An 18,269-nucleotide genomic window follows, 5' to 3' on the forward strand; every position below is an offset into this window, starting at 1 on the left:
TGGGTGGAAACGCTTTTGATGGGTATAGATCAAGCTTGAAAGTTCATATCAAAGCGCCAGCTTTGAATATGTTGCAACGTATGTAACTCATTCGAGCGCTGCTTCACCGGTCACCAAATGGCTGTTTACAGCGCCATAGGAAACCCGCGGCACACCTTGAAGGCGCCGCTCTATAACAAGGGTCAGTGACTCTGCTGGCTGCAAATAGGCATCACCGAAATCAGCGCCAAGCTGAGTCGGATGAGCCACGATTTCCAGCACGCCGTCGGTCGGCATGGCGTCATTGCGCAGGTCCACTGGCGTGCACACATAATCCGCGGTCACACCGGCCAGACTCTGCAAACGACTGTTGAGCAAGGATTTGAACACGCGCTTGGGCACACTCAGGTTTTGCCCCAGATTGCGTGCAAGGCGCACGGCCACCCCTTGGCTCGCGGCGAAGCGGGCGACGATTTCACCGATGGGCCAGATGTTGTGAACGTGTTGATGGGAATCGATGTGGCTGGGCCGTACACCGTTGTCCACGCAGCGTTGCCATTGCGCTTTGAGCTCCTCCAGCACCGCGTCGCGGTCCCCCCGGCTAAGCCAGAGGCGATGGCGGGACAGGTTGAGATCGAAAACCCCGTTGCTGTCACAGAAGTTCCTTCGACCCAGAATCGACTGACTCAACGGACGCCCATACGTGAGGTTGAAATGCAGGCCGATCCGGTCCTTGAGCAACGGATGCTGGGCCATGACGCATGCCGCTTCGAAGGCCGGCATATTGGCCATAGCCGTGGCGGAACTGATCACCCCGGCCTGGAAGGCACCGAGGATCACCGCGTTTTCGCACGGGCTGAGACCGAAATCGTCAGCGTTGACTATGACTTGGCGAGGCATGGTCGCTCTCCCTGTTTGTGTCGGTTGGCTTCGCTGCTTTGACCACCGCGGCAAGGGGCGCCGGTGCAGCGGCAATGGTCTCTGCGGCACGTTTGGCTCGCCATTTCTGCAACAAGGGTTTGAGCCGCTGCCAAAGTCTCAGGCCCAGGCCCAACGCCAGGCCGCTGGGGCGCCAGGAATAGAAACTCCAGCGCCAGTGTTCCAGTTGCCCGGTCATGCGTTCGTGCAGTTGATGGCTGGAGTTTTCCAGGCTCACCCGCGAAGCGTCGATCCAGCGCCAGTGCTCGTCCAGCCCCCAGCGAATCCACTCGTCGAGCAGCACCCGACCGCTGCCCAGATCGGCGTATTGCGGCAAGAACGCCAGGTTGTAATCGTACAACCGACCTTGCTCCAGCAACCCGAGGCGGTAGCTGATGCAGCGCCCGTCCAGCTCGAGCACCACGACCCGCACCAGTCCCTGTTCGGCGAGGGCAGTGAAGGCCCGGTCCATCCATTGTCGGTGGCGTTCATCGGAAAAAATCCCGACGCCTTCATCGCCTTTCCAGCTGACCGCTTCGACTTCACTGATGGCCTGCAACAACGGGCCCATGGTCGACGCGTCGGGCGTGATCCGCCGAACCTGGGCGCCACACGCCGCGATGCGTTTGCGTGCGCGGCGCAGTTTATAACGCGGGTCCCCCGAGACTTCCTGGTGGTCCGCGTCGCTGATTACGTGCACCGGCACCCGACAGCTGAGGCGTCGTTCACCGGTCGAACTGTGGGTCATCCACTCGGTCAGTGCGCTTTCTTCGCCGACCGGTTCTGGCAACTCGTTGAGTTGCAGTAGGGCATGGGGAAGCTGTCGGCGGATCTCGATCAGTGCCTTGCGGATATTCTCCGAGTCCGTTTTTGCGAGGAGCGCGAGGCGGTCGGCGAGGGGGTAGCCAAGGTGATGCAGCACGCGAAACGGCAGCCGGGCGAAACGCTCGACAGAGGCCACCAACGGCAAACACAAGACCAGCTCATGACCCTGCCAGCCGAGCAACACATGCAAGCGTTGCCCGGTGGTCAGGGCCTGTTCGGACGCACGCATCCAGGCGAGGGCGTTGAACGGCGTGTGGTCCGATACTCGCAGGCGCAACGCTTCATAAGCCGTTTCCGGGAAGTCAGCGGCGCACAGTGAAGTGCGCCATTCGAATCGTGCTGCCATAGGGTCAGGTCACCGCTGCTGTGGCGGATTCACGTGCCGGTTTGCGCAATGCATCCAGGCGTGAGCCGCTGTAATGGGTTTCGCGGTAGAAGCGCCAGCGACCAAACAGCTCGTAGACGTTCATGATCCGCCCTTGCTCGTTGTACCCCGTGCGTATGTGCAATTTCTGGGCTGGCACGTTGTGCCATTCACACACGTCCACCACCTTGTTGCAGCCTTGGGCGTGCATGGTTTTCCACAGTTCGGTCTGCAGGTCCATCGATAGCGCCGTTCCCCAGTAGGCACGGGTCAGCTCGCCGCCGAATTCGAAGAACTCGCCTTCTTTCACCGGGAACCAGCAGCCGTAATAGTGCTTGTCGTAATAATTGCGTGCCGCGCCCCAGATGAAGGCCACGGCGTCGCCTTGATCGTCCAGATGCATCTGTCCGGTATAACCTTCGCGGGCCAGCTCGGCCATGGTGTCCACGCGGTCACCGAAGTAACGGGTGAACGCCACGGCGTTCTCCGGGGTGATGCTGACGACCTGCAGCGTTGGGTAGGGCCTGAGTTTGTGCGGCGGCACCGGACTGACAAGGTCGCGCTCCATCCACAACAGTTCCTGGTGGGAAAACACGTAGTGCTTCCAGATTTTATTGAGGGTGGCGCGCCAACCTTTTTGTCTGATGTGTTGGCTGAGTTTCTGCAAAACGCTCATGTTATTGACTCCTGACGGTCTCGGCCGTGAATGGAGTGATGCGAGGCGCGGCCAATGGCCGGGGTCGCAATGCAATAGTTGGCAATTCATGAGTCGCTCCAGCTGAGATTGAACAGGGTCCGTTCTGGCAGCTCGAAGCTGACGCGACCGTCCTGGCAATTGAAGGGTGCGTCGCGCGCGCGGTTGTCGGCACCGAAATAGCGTAATGAACCGTTGGCCAGCGGACACTGGGCCCCAGTCAGGGCCACACGTTGCAAGCGTGTGGCTTTGTTGACGCCCAGAAGGCTGCGCTTCTGGTCCTCGGCCATGGCCAGCACGTCGACCTCGAAGGCGTCGTTACTGAGGAGCATCACGCTGTGCAGCCAATTTTCACGGATGAACTGCTGAGCCAGGCCCACGGGCTTGAGCTCGAAGCGATCGTCGCCGAGGACACGCAACATGCCTTTGGGGTAGTTCGGTTCGTCAGCCGCCTGGAACCAACTCAGCATTTCCAGCAAACCGTCCTGGGACGAATTGATGACGACCGACGCCCACCACAACGACGCGAAGTGGGTTTCCTGATCGTAAGGACTGAGGCTGGAACCGCTGGACATGTTGGTCTGGTCCAGCAGCAAGGCTTTGCGCGGCCGGCCCTGGGCGTCGAGGCCGACCAGCTCGGCGGCGCGGCGCACGCTGTCACGGTAGACCCGTGTTGCCAGCAGGTCGCGAATCATCCATTCGTGCCAGGCCAGGGCGTCGATGTTGTCGCCGGATTCGGCCAGCAAGCGTTTAGCCCAATCGATGCCGCGCTTGTCGGCGGCGTTGTCGGCAAACGGGCCGTTTACCAGCCGCGAACTGGCGGGCATGGCGATGCGCACGCCAGCCTTGGCATTGGCGGGATTGCTGCGCACTTGTCGGGCCATGCTGTTGAAGATGCTTTGGTAGTTGGCGTAGTCCGGGTAATTGAGGTTCGGCTCGTCGGCAAAACCTATGTAGTGCGTGCCTTTGCCACCCAGGGCGCGGGTCGCTGCGAGCCAGGCGTCGAGCCCGGCGTTGCTCTGGGTGTCGGCGCGCAGGTCAGCCTGGCGCTGGCTCCCGGCCAACAAGGTGATGTCCTGGGTGATGCCGAAACGGTCCTGATACAGCCGACGGAAATCATCTTCGTAGTGCGGATTCTTCGCCGTGATGTCGACGAAGCTGTAATAAGTCCCCGCCTGTGGCTTGAGTGCATCGAGCACTGCATAACTCGATTCCGGCACCTTGACGTAGGGCAGGGCGATGCCCAGGTTCGGGGTCGGCCCCAGTACTTGATTGTGCAGCGTCAATCGAACCTGGCCATCGTCCTCGCGTAGAGGCTTGAGCTGCTGCGGATTTTGGGCGAAGAGGTTGGCGGTGCCGTCGAGCCAGAACGCCGCTTTGCCGCTGCCTTGCAGGCGCAGGCGCCAGACCTGTGGTTCGGTGGCGACGGGCAACTCGACCTTGTCGAACTGCCAATAGCCTCGATACGGTTTCAGCGTCAGCGCCACTTGTTTGCCGTCGCCCACGCGCTGCGCTTGCAGGCCGCTGACACCGCCGTGGAACTTGCCGGCCAGCACCGCGTGTTCACCCGGCGCCACCTTGAAATACAGCTCATCGCCATTGTGGGTTTCGGCGCTGAAATGCACCTTGGCCGGGGCGAACAGCGCCACCGTGCGTTCGTCGTGTTCAACCCGATAGCGACGGAAGCTGTAGCCCGGAATTTCCAGTTGATAGCTTGAGGCACTCGGGGCCAACGACCAGCTCTGGCTGCCGCGCGATTCACTGGCGGCGATCAGGCGCTCGCCCTGGAGTTTGCCTTGGCCATCGAGCAGGTAGAGGCGTTCTTCGTTGGCGTCCGCCTGCCACGCTGGCGCCCAGCGAATGGTCAGGGTGTCGGGGCGATCCGGTTGCAGGTACAGGCTGCCATCGCGAATGTCGGCCCAACGCATGGGCGCTGCCTGGGCGCTCAGCGAGAGGCCCAGGCTCAACAGCAGGACCAGGCGTTTCATGCCGACTTCCGTTGCAGCATGTGCAGCATCGGCGCTACATCGCTGGGCAGGATGATCAGGGTTTGCCAGACCGGCACGCCGCTCAACCGGCAGTACATCACCAACAGCGCGAGGGTCACCGCGACGTAGGCGATGGACGATGCCGCCGCCGCGCCGACGATCTCGTAGGCCGGAATCAACACCAGGTTCAGCGCCAGGTTCAGCAAGGCGCCCAGGCCCATCAACAGCGAAATCGAGCCGGGACGGTTTTTGCCCAGCAAGTCCAGGCGCAGGATGCTCGCGTAGCACAGACCCAACAGGCCCGGCAGCAGCGCCAACAAGGCGGGGTAGGCAGGTTGATAGGCAACGCCGAACAACGTCACGATCAGCCATTCACCGATCATGGCCATGGTCACGCAGGCGCCGAGCATCACCGTGGCGGTCAGGCGCAGGGCCAGCGGCGTGACTTTATCGATGCCTTCTTCTTGTTGCAGCAGGCGTTTCATCAACGGCGTGGTCACGGCTTCCGGGACGATCAGCAGCAACTCGGCGGCGGCGCTGGCCATGGCGTAATGCCCGAGCGCGGTGCTGCCGAGCAGGGCGCCGATGAACAGGTAATCGGAGCGCAGGATCACTTGCTGGAACAACAGGTCCGGATGGCTGCGGGCACTGTAGCGCAGCAGTTCATTTTGACTGGCGCGGTCCCATTGCAGTTTCAGGGGCTGAGCACGTTTGAGCCAGAACCAGCCCGCCAGCACCACCAGGCTGATGCCTGCCAGCCAACTGATCAGCGCCGCTTCCAGCGCGGAGTCTTTCCACATCCAGAACAAGGCGAGAAACAGCAGCAGCGGCGCCAGGGATTCCACCAGGCGCAACGCATTGAATGCCACCACGCCACCGGAAGCGTTGTGCAACGTCAGCAGGCCACTTTTCAGTACGGTCAGCGGCACCGCCAGCAGCAACAGCCAGGCGAGCAGGCCCAGTTGCGTGGTGATGTCGAGTTCAGTGCCGAACTCACGCACCAGGGCAACCACCAGCAAGGTCAAAAGACCCGCCAACAAGCAACCAAATACCAGCACCTGACTCAGTAGCAAACCCATGGGCCGCTGCTTGGCCGCTTGAAAGCCCACCGCCGAATTCAGCCCGCCACTGGTGGCGGCGCTGATCAGGTCGGGCAGGGTGCTGAGCAGGGCAAACAAACCCCGTTCGCTCGGCCCGAGGATCCGTGCGAGCAACACGTTGCGCATCAGTCGCAAACTGATCATCGCCAGTTTGGTGCCCATGCTCAGGGCCAGATGCTTGAGGTAATGGCTGCGGTTCATGCGCGGGCCCCGCGGTACAGGCGCCAGGACAACAGCTGCGGATTACGCGCCACCCGTTGGCTGACGCCGAAGCGGGGCAGGTTGAAGGGGTCGTCGGTGCCCCGATAAATCCCGGTGCCTGTGCCCAGGGCGAACGGGTAATCATGATCGGCAACGTGTTCGCGCACCCGCGCATCGTTGTCGCCGTTGGGGTAGCAGTAGACCGGCAGCGGCCGGTTACAGCCATTGTGCAAGGCGTCGCGGCTGCGGCTCAGTTCTTCATGCAGACGCTGATCGTCGAGACCGGTGAGTATCGAATGGCTTGCACCGTGCGGGCCGAACCGCACCAGCCCCGAGGCTTCCAGCATGCGCACCTGATGCCAGTCCAGCGCCTGGGGCAATGACTCGTCCGGGCACTCGTCGGTCAGGCGATTCAAATCAGCAGGGCTGAGGGATTTCAGGCTGTGCAGAAAGTGCAGCAAGGCCAGGCTGCGACGCTCCACATCCAGTTCATCGAAGGCCACCGGCAAGGGGCGACCGACCTGTCGCAGGCAGTCGATCAATTGCATCCGCGCCCGTTCACCGTGGCTGCCCCAGAGGGTTTCACCGATGCTCTCCCACCAGAACCGCTGGCGGCTGCCGATGAAATCGGTGGAGAGAAAAATACTCGCTGGCACCTGGTATTTTTGCAGCAACGGGAACGCGTTAAGGGCGTTGTCGCGCCAACCGTCGTCGAAGGTCAGGGTGATTTTCGGGCGATCCGATCTCACCGTGCCGGGTTGCAAGATGTCCATCAACGACACGCAATCGAAGTGTTTTTTCAGCCACACCAGCAAGTGTTCGAAGGCCTTCGGCCCGACGCACAGCTCATTACGGTGGGGCAGGTCGGCGGCGTGGTCGCTGGCCAGCACCCGGTGCAGCATCAGGATCACCCCGGCGCCTTGCAGTTGATTGCGGCCTACCGGCGAGTTGAGATACAGCCAGCCACTGGTGCGTTTTAATAATTGTTTGATCGCCATGGCTCAATCCTCTCAACGGTTTTGCTCAGGGTTCCACTGGGCGTACCGCTGCCCCCGCAGGAACTGCCACAAACCGATACTCATCCCGGCCAGGGTCACTAGCAGGAACGCGGCGAGGCGGAAAGGTTTGGGCAGCCGGTGTTGCGAATCCAGCAGGCCGGCGATGGCCACCGCGTAACCGAGCAGTTGCGCGACCAGGCTCAGGCGATAGAAACCGTGTTCTTCCCACAGCCAGAAATTGCTCAGCAACAGCGGCAGCAACAGGATCGGCGCCAGACGGCGGATCAACTTGTGGCTGATCAAGGCAATCGAATACAGGCCATGCTTCAGCGGATTGAGCAGCTCGCTGCGCTGGGCCAGGCTTTGCAGCCCCCCGACAGTGACCCGCTGACGACGGCGGAATTGTTTATCCGCTTCATCGACGCCATGGTCGATCACCTGCGCCTCGGGCACATAGACAATGCGCTTGAACGCCACCGGCGCGCAGGTGCTGATGAAGAAGTCATCGTTGACCTCGGCGGGCACTTCCTGGAACAACTCGCGGCGCAGGGCGAGCAGGGCGCCGTCGGCGGAGACCATGCAGCCGGTGCGGTTTTCCACCCTGCGTAGCCAGCCTTCGTAATGCCGATAGAGACTGTCGCCGATGCTTAGGCCGCCGCCGGTAACCGGGATCACCATGTGCCCGGCGCAAGCGCCAACCTGCGGATCGCACAACGGCGCCAGCAGATGGCCGAGGGTGTCGCGGGACCATTGGTTGTCGGCATCGGTGAACACCAGAATGTCTCCGGTGCTCAACGCCACGCCGGCATTCAGGGTCGCGGCCTTGCCCTGGCGAGGCAGGTCGAGAATGGTGATGCGCGGGTCGACGACCTTGTGCGCACAGGCCACGGTGTCATCGGTCGAACCGTCGCTGGCCAGAATGATCTGCAGCGAGGCCGGCTCATAATCCTGAGCAAGCAACGTGCGCAACTTGTGTTCGATGTGCCGCGCCTCGTTGTGCGCGGCAATCACGATGCTGATGTTCAGCGGTTCAGCGATTGCAGGAGGTCGCGCCGCAAACAACGGCGCCAGCAAAGTCAGCAGCAGCGGATAACCCAGGTAGGCGTAGACCGGCAACAACAGGCACAACCAGAAAATGAACTCAGGCACGGGCAGGCCTCCTTGCTTTCCAGTGGCAAAGACTGAGGATGAACGCGGCGCCGGCCAGGTGCAGGCGCACCCAGTGCAGGCCCCAGAGTTGCAGGGTCAACAGCGGATCGCGGTGTTTGAGGGTCTGACGCATGCTCAAGGCGAGCGCCGGAATGCTGGTCAGCAACAACATCAGCGCCGCATGATGAGGGAAGCCATCGAGCAGTGCGGAGATTGCCAGGAAATCCAGGAACCAGGCGGCGAGTGACATCAACGGGAAGCGCAGCAATCGAATGCTCATCCCGTGGCTGCGCAGGAGCTGCAGATGGCTGCCCTGACGCCAGAATTCCTTGCCCATCCATTCTCGCCAACTGCCCTCATAACCCCAATGCAAGGCGACGGCCTGATTGACCGAGAGCAGACGGGCGCCCGCATGGGAAAGGCGCATGGTGAAATCCTTGTCTTCGCCGGTACGCAGGGTTTCATCGAAGCCGCCAACCTTGTCGAACCAGGGGCGGCGCATCAACAGGTTGGAACTGGGCAGCCAGCGCACCGTCTGCACCGTCTCGTTGTTCGGGCGCAAGGTGCGACGTTGCCAGGCGTTGGCGTACCACGGGGCTTCGGCCGGTGTGTGCAAATCCAGCCCGAGGACGTCGACCTGAACAGCGGGCTCGATTTTCAACAATAGCGTGAGCCAGTCCTCGGGCAACTCGACATCGGCATCGATGAAGGCCAGCCATTCTCCGGTAGCGACAGCGGCGCCGCGATTGCGCAAGGCGCCGATCATCAAGCCCGGCAGCACCAGCACCTGCGCGCCCAGTTGACGGGCAATGTGCGGGCCCTGATCCTCCGAGCCGTTGTCGGCCACGATCAGCTCGCACTCCAGCCCGGCGGCGATGGCGGCGCGTTGCGCAGCCAGCAGGGTCCGGGCGATGTGGCGGGCTTCGTTGTACATCGGGATGACAATGCTGATGCGGCTCATGCCTTGGCCTCCAGGTGCGGGCTTTCTTCGGCTTTCAAACGCAGCACGCTGGTCAGGGCGAGCATGATCCACACGTACTTCTGGTTGGGGGCGCTGAGGAACATCAAAAACAGCGCCAGCGACAGAAAACTCATGCTCAGGTGCGTCAGCAAATCCGCCTGTTCGCGGTTGCGTCGCTGCATCCACGCACGACGGGCGCGGACCAGGTTGTACAAACCGAGGCCGAGCATGCCGACGAACAACAGGCCGGCGGGAATCCCCAGCTCACTGAAGATTTCCAGGTAGGTGTTGTGGGCGCGACGGTAGAGGTCGCCGATTTTGCGGTTGGCCGAAAACGCCTTGGCATAACCGGTGGTGGCGTAGTGCAGCGGGAACGTTCCGGGCCCGGTGCCCAGCAACGGGTTCTCGCGGATCATCTCGCTGCCGACCACAATGTATGAGGCGCGACGGCCCAGGGACTGGTCCTGGCTCTTGGCGCCGGCGCTCAAAATGCTCAAGGACTGAATGCGCTCGATGTAGCCCTTCGGCATCGCATAAAGGGCCAGTGGAATCACGATCACCAGGCCCAGCATGGCGAACCCCAGATGCCGTGGACGGATGCGTTTGAGCTCGAGGCGGTAGTGCCAGACGCCGATCATCAGGCTGAGGAACAGCACCACCAGGCCCGAACGGGATTCAGTCTTGGTCATGCCGCCCAGCAGCAAAATGCAGCAACCGACCCAGAACAACCGATGCAGGAAGTGCGGGCTGCGAACCACCAGCAGCAAGGCGAGTGGCACGGCGAAGGCGATCAGCATGGCAAAGGCGTTCGGGTCTTCCAGCAGGCCGGCGGCGCGCCCCTGGTCCTGGTATTTGCTGGAGAACATCGCCAGCACGCAGGTCGCCGTGACACTGAGGGTGACCATTTTGGCGAACAGGTCCATGTTCAGCTCGCGGCCGATCAGCAAGGTGATCACAAACAGCACCAGACCGACGCTCAGTTCTCGCAGATGCCCCAACGACATGCCCATGTTATCGGTGTTGAGCACGCTCAGCAGGTACAAGACCATGAACCAGATCAGGTAGCGCCAGATGTTGCTGCGCAGGCGTTCGGAGGGAATCTGGTGGATGGCCAGTTGCAGCATCAGGATCACGGCCAATGACGCGCCGAGGAACTTGGTGCCCGACAGCGAACTGTCCTTGAAGAAACCTTCGAACGGCACCAGCGCCGCGATCCCGAGCAAACCCCAAGAGGGTTTTCGGTAAAGCAGCGCGACACCGACCAGGCCCAGCACCGCCCCCGGCGCCAGATACGGATAAGGGCTGGCCAACAAACCGAGGCAGACCAGGCCAAACAAACTGACGATCGAGAGCGGAAAGATCACGCGCGTGCCTCCCGTGCAGTACGGAGATAAAGTTGCGACCAGCGTTCGGCCAGGGCCTTGAGGTCGTAACGGTCCAATTGCGTTCGTTTTGCGTTGTCGATCAGGTCGCGGGCCATGGCCGGTTCAGTCAGCAACGAGCCGATCTGGCGGGCGAGGGCGGCGCTGTCAGCGGGTGTCGCCAGCAGGCCGTTGTGCCGGTCTTGCAGCACATCGGGAATCCCGCCGACGCCAAACGCCACCACCGGCACGCCGGCTTGCATCGCTTCGAGCAGAATCATCGGCGTGCCTTCGGTGCGCGAGCTGATCACCAGCGCATCGAGTTGTCGCCACCACACACTCATGTCGGTCTGGTAACCGGGCAGGGTGATGCGGTCCTGTAAACCCGCTTCGTTGATACGCGCCAGCAGCGTCTCCCGTTCCGGGCCGTCGCCGAGCATCACGGCGTCCAGTTGCGGGTGTTGCCGGCAGAGTGGAATCAGCGCATCGAGAAAAAAGTCCGGGCCCTTTTCACTGCTCAGCCGCCCGACGTAACCGGCCAGCCAACGCTGGCGGCCCACGTTGTGCGGCAACAGTCCGGTAGCCGCCGGTAAACCATTGGGAATCACCTGCAGCTTTTCCGCCCGGACGCTGGCCTGACGGCACAGCACGGCGATGCTTTCGGCAACGCAGACCACGCGAGTAACCGACGCGGTGCGGCACAGTTGCAGGCTCAGCCAGGTGTAGAACTTTTGTTTGCGGCTGCGCGGTGTGAAACCGTGCTGGGTAATCACCAGCGGCAGGCGCAACAACGTGGCGCCCACCCAGCCAAACAACAGGCCCTTGAAGTTGTGCGTATTGATCAACGGCCGTTCCGCCCGGCGCTGGCGCAAATGCGCCAGTAATTCCCCCAACCCCGCGCAACCCCGGCAGTCGACCCCCGCCTGGCGAAACCGCGCGATCAAGTCTGGCGGCGCATCGAGAAACAGCACCTGGTGCTGCCCCGGCGTCGCCAGGCAATGGTCCAGCAGCATCCGCTCAGCCCCGTAGAAGCCACCGCTGCTGAGCAAATGAATGATCGGCAGGGAAGGGATGAGCGGCGCGTTCAATTGCGCACCCAATGCACGAGGCCAGGCACGGACCAGTTGCTGTGTGGATTGGTTGGTTCCACGTTTTGATCGTTGATCACCAACAGCACCGGCAAGCCCAGTTCGTGGGTGATTTGCGCTGGGTGTTTGAAACGGTGATCGAAGAACTCACGCACGTAGACCAGGGCAATCGCCAGCAACAGACCGGTGAACAACCCGAACGGAATGATCAGCATCGGTTTCGGGAACGCTGCTTCGGTGGGCTCATACGGCGGGCTGAGCACCCGTGCGTTGGACAGGTCGTTGTCCAGCGAGCGTGCGCTGCTGCTTTCGGCGAAGCGCTGGGCATAGGTCGAGAACGCCGCGTGCAACGCGTTGATCTCGGTGTCCATCTGCCGCAGTTTGCTCTGGGTTTCCTGCAACTGGTGGATGCGGTCCTTGAACTCGGCAATGCGCTTGGTTTTCTGGTCGATCACCGAGCTGACAATCGCCAGGTCAGTGTTGCGCTCCTGAATCCGGTTGCTGACCACTTTCAGAAACTGCTGACGGGTGCGGGCGATTTGCTCGCGGGTCAGCAACATCGGTTCGCTGCTTGGCTGGAAGATCGCCAGGTCGTTCATGTAGCGGCTGACCTGTGTGGTCAGGGCCTCACCCATCTGTTTGATCTCGCGGTCTTCAAACGCCACGTTGTCCACGGTGGTGGTGAAGGTGTAGGGGAAGGTGTAGTCGTTGAGTTTCGAATTGCTCGCCGCGGCCAGGCTGGTTTTCAGGTAGTCGAGCCAGCGTTGGCTTTGCAGCAGGCGATCGCGGTACAGGTTGAGCGCTTGCTCCTCGGTGTTGATGGCGTTGAGGCGGAAGGTGATTTCTTCCTTCGGATCGGACGAACCAACCGCTTCAAGTAAGCCCAACCGAGTGCCTTCCAGGCCATCGAGACGCACCTGGTATTGCTTCTTCTTGGTTTCGTAGAACGACTGCGGCAAGTCGATCGATTGCAGTGCCTGACGGCTCGTCAGGTAGTTCTGCAGCAAGGCTGCGACGAACTTGGTGCCCTGGGCCGGATTGTCGAAACTGTAGATGATGGAGATCACGTTGGAGCCTGGCAGCGTCTCGATTTTCAGACTGTCGATCGCCTGTTGGGTCAGAGCATCCAGCGCCGTGTCGCGCACCGGATCGGTTTCCAGGCCCAGGGTGGTTTTCATCGGGTTGATCACGTATTCGCGCAGCGGCGTGGTCACGTACTGTTTGAACGGCTGGGTCACCAGTTTGTTGAAGACGCCAGGGGTGAGCGTGTACTCACCCTTGTCGCGCAACTCGCTGATGGTCTGCCGAATCAACGCCGGCGAGCGCAGGATATTGCTCTCGGTTTCCATGTCCGCCAGGGACGGTGGAATGAATGAGGCGTTCTCCTGGTTGAGGGACGTCGTGGCGTCTCCCTGTGAGAGTTTTTTGGACTGCACGATCACCTGGGCGGTGATATCGAAGCTCTGTTTGAGCATCAGCGGCAAGACCAGGGCGATCACTGCAAAGAGCAGGAAGACTCGTTTCACCAACTGCTTGTTGGCGAAGAAGATCCTGAAGAACTCGTGCAGGTAGTTTTCCTTTGGATTCATGGTCGGTCACCTGAGAGTTAGTTGCTGTCACTGTCTTTGTTGTCGACGCGGTAGCCGAAGCTGAAGCCCACGCCCTGGAACAACACCACGTCTGCCAGTTGCCTTGCGAGTTCACCGGCGCTGGCCAGTTTGGTCTTCGGCACATAGAGCATGTCGTCCGGTTGCAGGTAGGCGATCTGTGACGCATCGCCGGCCAGCGCTTTTTCGACGTCATAGCGCACGGCCTGCACCTGGTTACCGTTGCGGCGCATGATCATCACCGAATCGAGCCGCGCCTTGGTGTTGCTGCCACGGGCCAGGGTCAGCGCTTCAAGCACCGAGACCGGCCGGCGGATCGGGTAGGAACCTGGCTGACCGACTTCGCCCAGCACGTAGATTTCGTTACCCGCCGTGGACTTCAGCAGCACATCGACGGTCATCCGCCCCGGCAGCTGTGCGTAGCGTTTATTAAGAAAGGTTTCCAGTTGATTGACGGTCATGCCTTGCAGCGGCACGGCGCCGATTTCCGGGAAGCTGGCGTAGCCGTCGGTGCCCACGGTGATCTCCCGGCTCATGCCGGTAGCGGGGTGGTTCAGGGCACTTTTGAGGTTCGACTCGTTGCTCAGCGGGCTGATGATCTGCACGGACAGCTGGTTGCGGTTAGGCTGGAACAGCTGTTTGCGCTGGTAGGCACGCTGGATTTCCTCACGTGCTTGTTCGGACGTCAGCCCGGCGATTTTCACCGAAGTATTGGCGCCCGGCAGTTCAATGCTGCCATCGGGCAGCACCAGTTGATTGCCGTTGAGCTGGCTGGCGGCGGTGAAGTTCAGGCCGATCTGGTCACCGGACTGGATGCGGTAGGCGTCCGAGCCGCTGGTGCTGATGTGGAAGATCACGTCCAGCACATCCTGTGGCCGCAAGGTCTGTTCGACCTTGGGCATGTCGGTGGCCTGGGCGTTGGCCGGTGAGGCCGTGAGGATATTCACCGGCATGTTCTGGGTTTCGGAAGTGCTGGAGCAACCTGCAAGCGGCAGCAACAGCAGGACAAGCATTTTGGCGTTCATGTCGTCATCCTTTTCTGATTGCTCACAGGTTTTTGTAGAGCCATTTGGGCATGTAGTACTTGCGCCGGTTAAAGACGCTGCCCACCAGTTTTGCCCCGGCCTGGGTCAGGCGCTGAACCGCCGCCTGGGCCACTTCCCAGCGCGTGTCTTCGGAGCGCACGACCATGATCACGCCGTCCACCTGGGTGCTGATGATCATGGTGTCGGCGGCGGAATACACCGCGTCGCCGTCGATCACCACAAAGCGATACTGACTGCCGAGCTGATCGAGCAACGGGCCCAGGCGTTCAGGTGTCAGGTGTTCGGTGCCGCGCACAAACCGGCCGTTGGGCAGGATGTGGAAGGGCAGGCTGGAGACGTTCACCACGCAGTCCTGCAGCAGTGGCGGGCTCTGGGTGTTGAACAGCAAGTCGCGAAACCCGCGCTCCTTGCTCAGCCCCATCTGCTGCGTGAGGTTGGTCGATGACTGGCTGGCATCGACCAGCAGCACCTCGCCGCTGCTCATTTGCGCCAGTTGGCTGGCCAGCGCCAGGGCACTGGTGGTGGTGCCTGCGCCGGGGTTGGCGGCGGTGAGGAATAGGATCCGCAGATCTTGATCGAGCACGGTCGACGTCAGGTTGGACTCGCTCGGGTTGGCAATGCTTAGGCTTTTGGCTGATGAACCGTCCATTTAACTCGCTCCGTGGCCGCTGAATACTTTGAAGGGGGTTTTCAACAGGATCTTCAGATCAAGCAACAGGCTCTGCTCGGCGATATAGCTGAGGTCCAACTCAACGCGCTGGTCGAAGTCGATATTGCTGCGCCCGGAGATCTGCCACAGGCCGGTCATGCCGGGGTAGATGCTCAGGCGTGCAAGGTGATTGTCCTTGTAGCGGTAGGTGTTGAACGAGGTTGGGCGCGGGCCCACCAGGCGCATGTCGCCCGTCACCACATTGATCAGGTTCGGCAGCTCATCCAGGCTGCTGCGCCGCAGGAAACCACCGATGCCGGTGATGCGCGGGTCCTTGTCGATCTTGAAATCGATTGCGTCGGCCCCGTGCTTGTTCAGATGACGCAGGGACTCCTTGAGCTCCTCGGCGTTGGCCACCATGGTGCGGAACTTGTACATGCCGAATTTGCGACCGCGGTAGCCCGTGCGTTTTTGCACGAACATCACCGGTCCCTGACTGCTGAATTTGATCGCCAGTGCCAAGCCCAGCAGGAGGGGCGAGATCAGCACCAGAATCACCAGCGCACCGAAGCAGGCGACAACGCGGTTGGTACGTGACAGCGTCCACGGCCGACCGCCGTCACGACCGGTCATCCAGCCACGACCCTGCATATGGATCGCGGTATCGAGGCGCATTCGGTGCTCCGGGTCCAGACGTTTGTCTCGGCGCATCTGTTGCAGGGGCACCGTTTTTTCATGTCCAGTCATAGAATCCTCCGCTGAAGTTCAGCCGCAAGCGGCGCGTGGGCGATAGGCAGTGGGTAGTAATCGCGGAACCAGGCGATGAAGCGCCCGAGTCCCTCATCCAGCTCGATACAAGGCTGAAATCCGGTTGCCCGAGCCAGGTCACTGGCATCGGCGCAGGTGTTGAGCACGTCGCCCGGCTGCAGCGGCAGCAACTCGACGAGGGCTTTTTGTCCAAGGTGTTTTTCCAGCAGCGCCAGGTAATCCTTGAGCTCCACCGGGTGTTGCCCGCCGATGTTGAAGATCCGCCACGGCGCCATGCTGCTGGCCGGGTCCGGTTGTTCACGGTCCCATTCGGCGTTGGCTTGCGGTGGACGGTCGATCAGCCGCGCGATGCTCTCGATGATGTCGTCGATGTAGGTGAAGTCGCGCTGGTGTTCGCCGTAGTTGAACAACTTCAGTGGCTGCCCTTCGGCAATCGCCCGGGCGAACTGGATCGGCGACATGTCCGGCCGGCCCCAAGGCCCGTATACGGTGAAAAAACGCAGGCCGGTGCAGGGAATGCCGAACAGGTGGCTGTAGCTGTGGGCCATCAGCTCGTTGGCTTTCTTGGTCGCGGCGTACAGCGACAGCGGATGGTTGACGCCGTCCTTCACCGAATAAGGCGTGTGCTGGTTGGCGCCATACACCGAACTGGACGAGGCATAGATCAAGTGCTTGACCGGGTGGTTGCGACAGCTTTCGAGGATGTTGAGAAACCCGCTCAAATTGCTGTCGAGGTAAGCCCGCGGGTTCTCCAGCGAGTAACGCACCCCGGCCTGAGCCGCGAGGTGAATCACCACTTCGGGTTTTTCACGGACAAACAGGGCCTCGATGGCCGGACCGTCGGCCAGGTCAACCGTCGCGAGCTGGAAAGCGCCAACCTGCTCCTGCACCCAATCCACGCGGTCGTGTTTGAGTTGCGGGTCGTAGTAATCATTGAAATTGTCGAGGCCGAACACCTGGTGCCCGTCACGGATCAGCCGCAACACGCAATGGGCACCAATGAAACCGGCCGCTCCGGTGACGAGAATCTTCATGGCCGCGGCGCCTCGGGAACGATGTGCCGCAGGCCGATGCCGCTGTAGTGCAACCCGGCCGCCGCCACCTGTTCCGGGTTGTAGAGGTTGCGACCGTCGACGATGACCCGTGAGCGCAGTTTGCTTGCCAGCAGGTCAAAGTCGACCACGCGGAAGTTCTTCCACTCGGTGCAGATCACCAAGGCGTCGGCGTCTTCCAGCGTGTCGTCGCGGGTGGCGCACAGGTGCAAGTTATTGCGGTAGCCGTAAATGCGTCGGCATTCGGACATGGCTTCCGGGTCATAGGCTTGTACGCTCGCGCCTTCGGCCCACAGTGCTTCCATCAGGTAACGGCTGGGGGCTTCGCGCATGTCATCGGTGTTAGGCTTGAACGCCAGGCCCCAGATCGCGATGGATTTGCCGGCCAGCCCGTTGGGGAATTGCGCCTTCAGTTTGCTGAAGAGGATGTGGCGCTGAGTGTCGTTGACGTCGGTGACACTGCGCAACAGACGCAAGGGCATGCCGTTGTGTTCAGCGGTATGGAGCAGGGCGCGCAGATCCTTGGGGAAGCACGAACCACCAAAGCCGCAACCCGGGTAGATAAAGTGGTAGCCGATGCGCGGGTCCGAACCGATGCCTTTGCGCACCGCTTCGATGTCAGCACCCAGCAACTCGGTGAGGTTAGCCAGTTCGTTCATGAAACTGATGCGCGTGGCGAGCATCGCGTTGGCCGCGTACTTGGTCAGCTCGGCACTGCGGTTGTCCATGAACATGATCTTTTCATGGTTGCGGCAGAACGGCGCGTAGAGCTCGCTGAGCTGGCCGCGGGCTTCCTCGTCGTCGGTGCCGACGATGATCCGGTCCGGGCGCATGCAATCGGCGAGGGCACTGCCTTCCTTGAGAAACTCGGGGTTGGACACCACCCGCACGTTCAGGGCGCTCTTGCCACGGCGCAGCAGTTCTTCGTTGGCGCTGGCGGCCACCTGGTCCGCGGTGCCGACCGGCACGGTGGACTTGATGATCAGGGTGCGATCGGCTTCCATGTAACTGGCGATCTGGCGGGCCACATTCAGTACGTGACTGAGGTCGGCCGACCCGTCTTCATCGGCGGGCGTGCCGACGGCGATGAAAATCAGCTCGGCGTGTTCGACCGCATCGCTGGCCTGGGTCGTGAACAGCAAACGGCCGGCCTTGATGTTCTCTTCCAGCGTGCCGGACAACCCCGGTTCGCTGATCGGCGGCACGGCCTGTTGCAATTGCTTGATCTTGTTCGGATCGATGTCGACACATAAGACACGATGTCCGACATCGGCCAGTGCCGCTGCTTGTATCAGGCCGACGTAGCCCGTACCAAATACGCTCACGTCCATATTGGCGTGCCTCGTAAGACGGTTGAAAGAACTTAAATAAGACTGTCAAAAGGGGTATAGCCCAGCACTGGGAAAACGTGTCAGCAAAATGACATGTTGCACTGCTATAACAGCCCCATTTTTGGGGCGTTTTGCCATCAAGTGCTTGCCGCTGCTGGATTTGCCGCGGTTTTGACGGGTTTTTCACATT

At 61.3% G+C, this 18,269-nt stretch carries 16 protein-coding genes; all 16 read right to left on the reverse strand.

Annotated elements, in window-relative coordinates; translation table 11 throughout:
* Positions 1-87: 87 nt before the first annotated feature.
* Complete coding sequence (locus ACA051_RS12080) at positions 88-879, reverse strand: ChbG/HpnK family deacetylase (protein ID WP_497310000.1); 792 nt, start codon at positions 877-879, stop codon at positions 88-90.
* Positions 851-2,068: a GNAT family N-acetyltransferase gene (locus ACA051_RS12085; RefSeq protein WP_497310002.1), complete on the reverse strand. Its 1,218-nt coding sequence runs from the start codon at positions 2,066-2,068 to the stop codon at positions 851-853. The genes ACA051_RS12080 and ACA051_RS12085 overlap by 29 nt, the downstream gene beginning before the upstream one ends.
* Before the next feature lie 4 nt (positions 2,069-2,072).
* Complete coding sequence (locus tag ACA051_RS12090; protein ID WP_497310003.1) at positions 2,073-2,762, reverse strand: N-acetyltransferase; 690 nt, start codon at positions 2,760-2,762, stop codon at positions 2,073-2,075.
* A gap of 86 nt (positions 2,763-2,848) precedes the next feature.
* Positions 2,849-4,768 (reverse strand): hypothetical protein, encoded by a 1,920-nt coding sequence (locus tag ACA051_RS12095; RefSeq protein WP_497374913.1) that lies wholly within the window; start codon positions 4,766-4,768, stop codon positions 2,849-2,851.
* Positions 4,765-6,069, reverse strand: coding sequence for a lipopolysaccharide biosynthesis protein (locus tag ACA051_RS12100; protein ID WP_497374915.1), 1,305 nt, complete (start codon positions 6,067-6,069; stop codon positions 4,765-4,767). Before ACA051_RS12100 ends, ACA051_RS12095 begins: the two co-directional genes overlap by 4 nt.
* Positions 6,066-7,067 (reverse strand): polysaccharide deacetylase family protein, encoded by a 1,002-nt coding sequence (locus ACA051_RS12105; RefSeq protein ID WP_497310006.1) that lies wholly within the window; start codon positions 7,065-7,067, stop codon positions 6,066-6,068. The genes ACA051_RS12100 and ACA051_RS12105 overlap by 4 nt, the downstream gene beginning before the upstream one ends.
* 12 nt (positions 7,068-7,079) lie before the next feature.
* Complete coding sequence (locus ACA051_RS12110) at positions 7,080-8,216, reverse strand: glycosyltransferase (RefSeq protein ID WP_497374917.1); 1,137 nt, start codon at positions 8,214-8,216, stop codon at positions 7,080-7,082.
* Positions 8,209-9,177, reverse strand: coding sequence for a glycosyltransferase family 2 protein (locus tag ACA051_RS12115; RefSeq protein WP_497374919.1), 969 nt, complete (start codon positions 9,175-9,177; stop codon positions 8,209-8,211). The genes ACA051_RS12110 and ACA051_RS12115 overlap by 8 nt, the downstream gene beginning before the upstream one ends.
* Entirely contained in the window at positions 9,174-10,541 is a 1,368-nt protein-coding gene (locus tag ACA051_RS12120) for an O-antigen ligase family protein (RefSeq protein WP_497310009.1), read from the reverse strand. Before ACA051_RS12120 ends, ACA051_RS12115 begins: the two co-directional genes overlap by 4 nt.
* The gene (locus ACA051_RS12125) at positions 10,538-11,626 is read right to left on the reverse strand and encodes a glycosyltransferase family 4 protein (protein ID WP_497310010.1); all 1,089 of its coding nucleotides are present in this window, start codon (positions 11,624-11,626) and stop codon (positions 10,538-10,540) included. Before ACA051_RS12125 ends, ACA051_RS12120 begins: the two co-directional genes overlap by 4 nt.
* Positions 11,623-13,215 carry a GumC family protein gene (locus ACA051_RS12130; RefSeq protein ID WP_497374921.1) on the reverse strand — a complete coding sequence of 531 codons (1,593 nt, stop codon included), beginning with the start codon at positions 13,213-13,215 and terminating at the stop codon, positions 11,623-11,625. The genes ACA051_RS12125 and ACA051_RS12130 overlap by 4 nt, the downstream gene beginning before the upstream one ends.
* Positions 13,216-13,232: 17 nt before the next feature.
* Positions 13,233-14,258: a polysaccharide biosynthesis/export family protein gene (locus ACA051_RS12135; protein ID WP_497310012.1), complete on the reverse strand. Its 1,026-nt coding sequence runs from the start codon at positions 14,256-14,258 to the stop codon at positions 13,233-13,235.
* A 22-nt stretch (positions 14,259-14,280) separates the two neighbouring features.
* Positions 14,281-14,928, reverse strand: coding sequence for a CpsD/CapB family tyrosine-protein kinase (locus ACA051_RS12140; RefSeq protein WP_497310013.1), 648 nt, complete (start codon positions 14,926-14,928; stop codon positions 14,281-14,283).
* Positions 14,929-15,675 (reverse strand): sugar transferase, encoded by a 747-nt coding sequence (locus tag ACA051_RS12145; RefSeq protein ID WP_497374923.1) that lies wholly within the window; start codon positions 15,673-15,675, stop codon positions 14,929-14,931.
* Positions 15,672-16,730 carry an NAD-dependent epimerase gene (locus ACA051_RS12150; RefSeq protein WP_497310015.1) on the reverse strand — a complete coding sequence of 353 codons (1,059 nt, stop codon included), beginning with the start codon at positions 16,728-16,730 and terminating at the stop codon, positions 15,672-15,674. Before ACA051_RS12150 ends, ACA051_RS12145 begins: the two co-directional genes overlap by 4 nt.
* The gene (locus ACA051_RS12155; protein WP_497310016.1) at positions 16,727-18,079 is read right to left on the reverse strand and encodes a UDP-glucose dehydrogenase family protein; all 1,353 of its coding nucleotides are present in this window, start codon (positions 18,077-18,079) and stop codon (positions 16,727-16,729) included. The genes ACA051_RS12150 and ACA051_RS12155 overlap by 4 nt, the downstream gene beginning before the upstream one ends.
* Positions 18,080-18,269: the final 190 nt, after the last annotated feature.

Source organism: Pseudomonas sp. LBUM1669 (assembly GCF_059695705.1).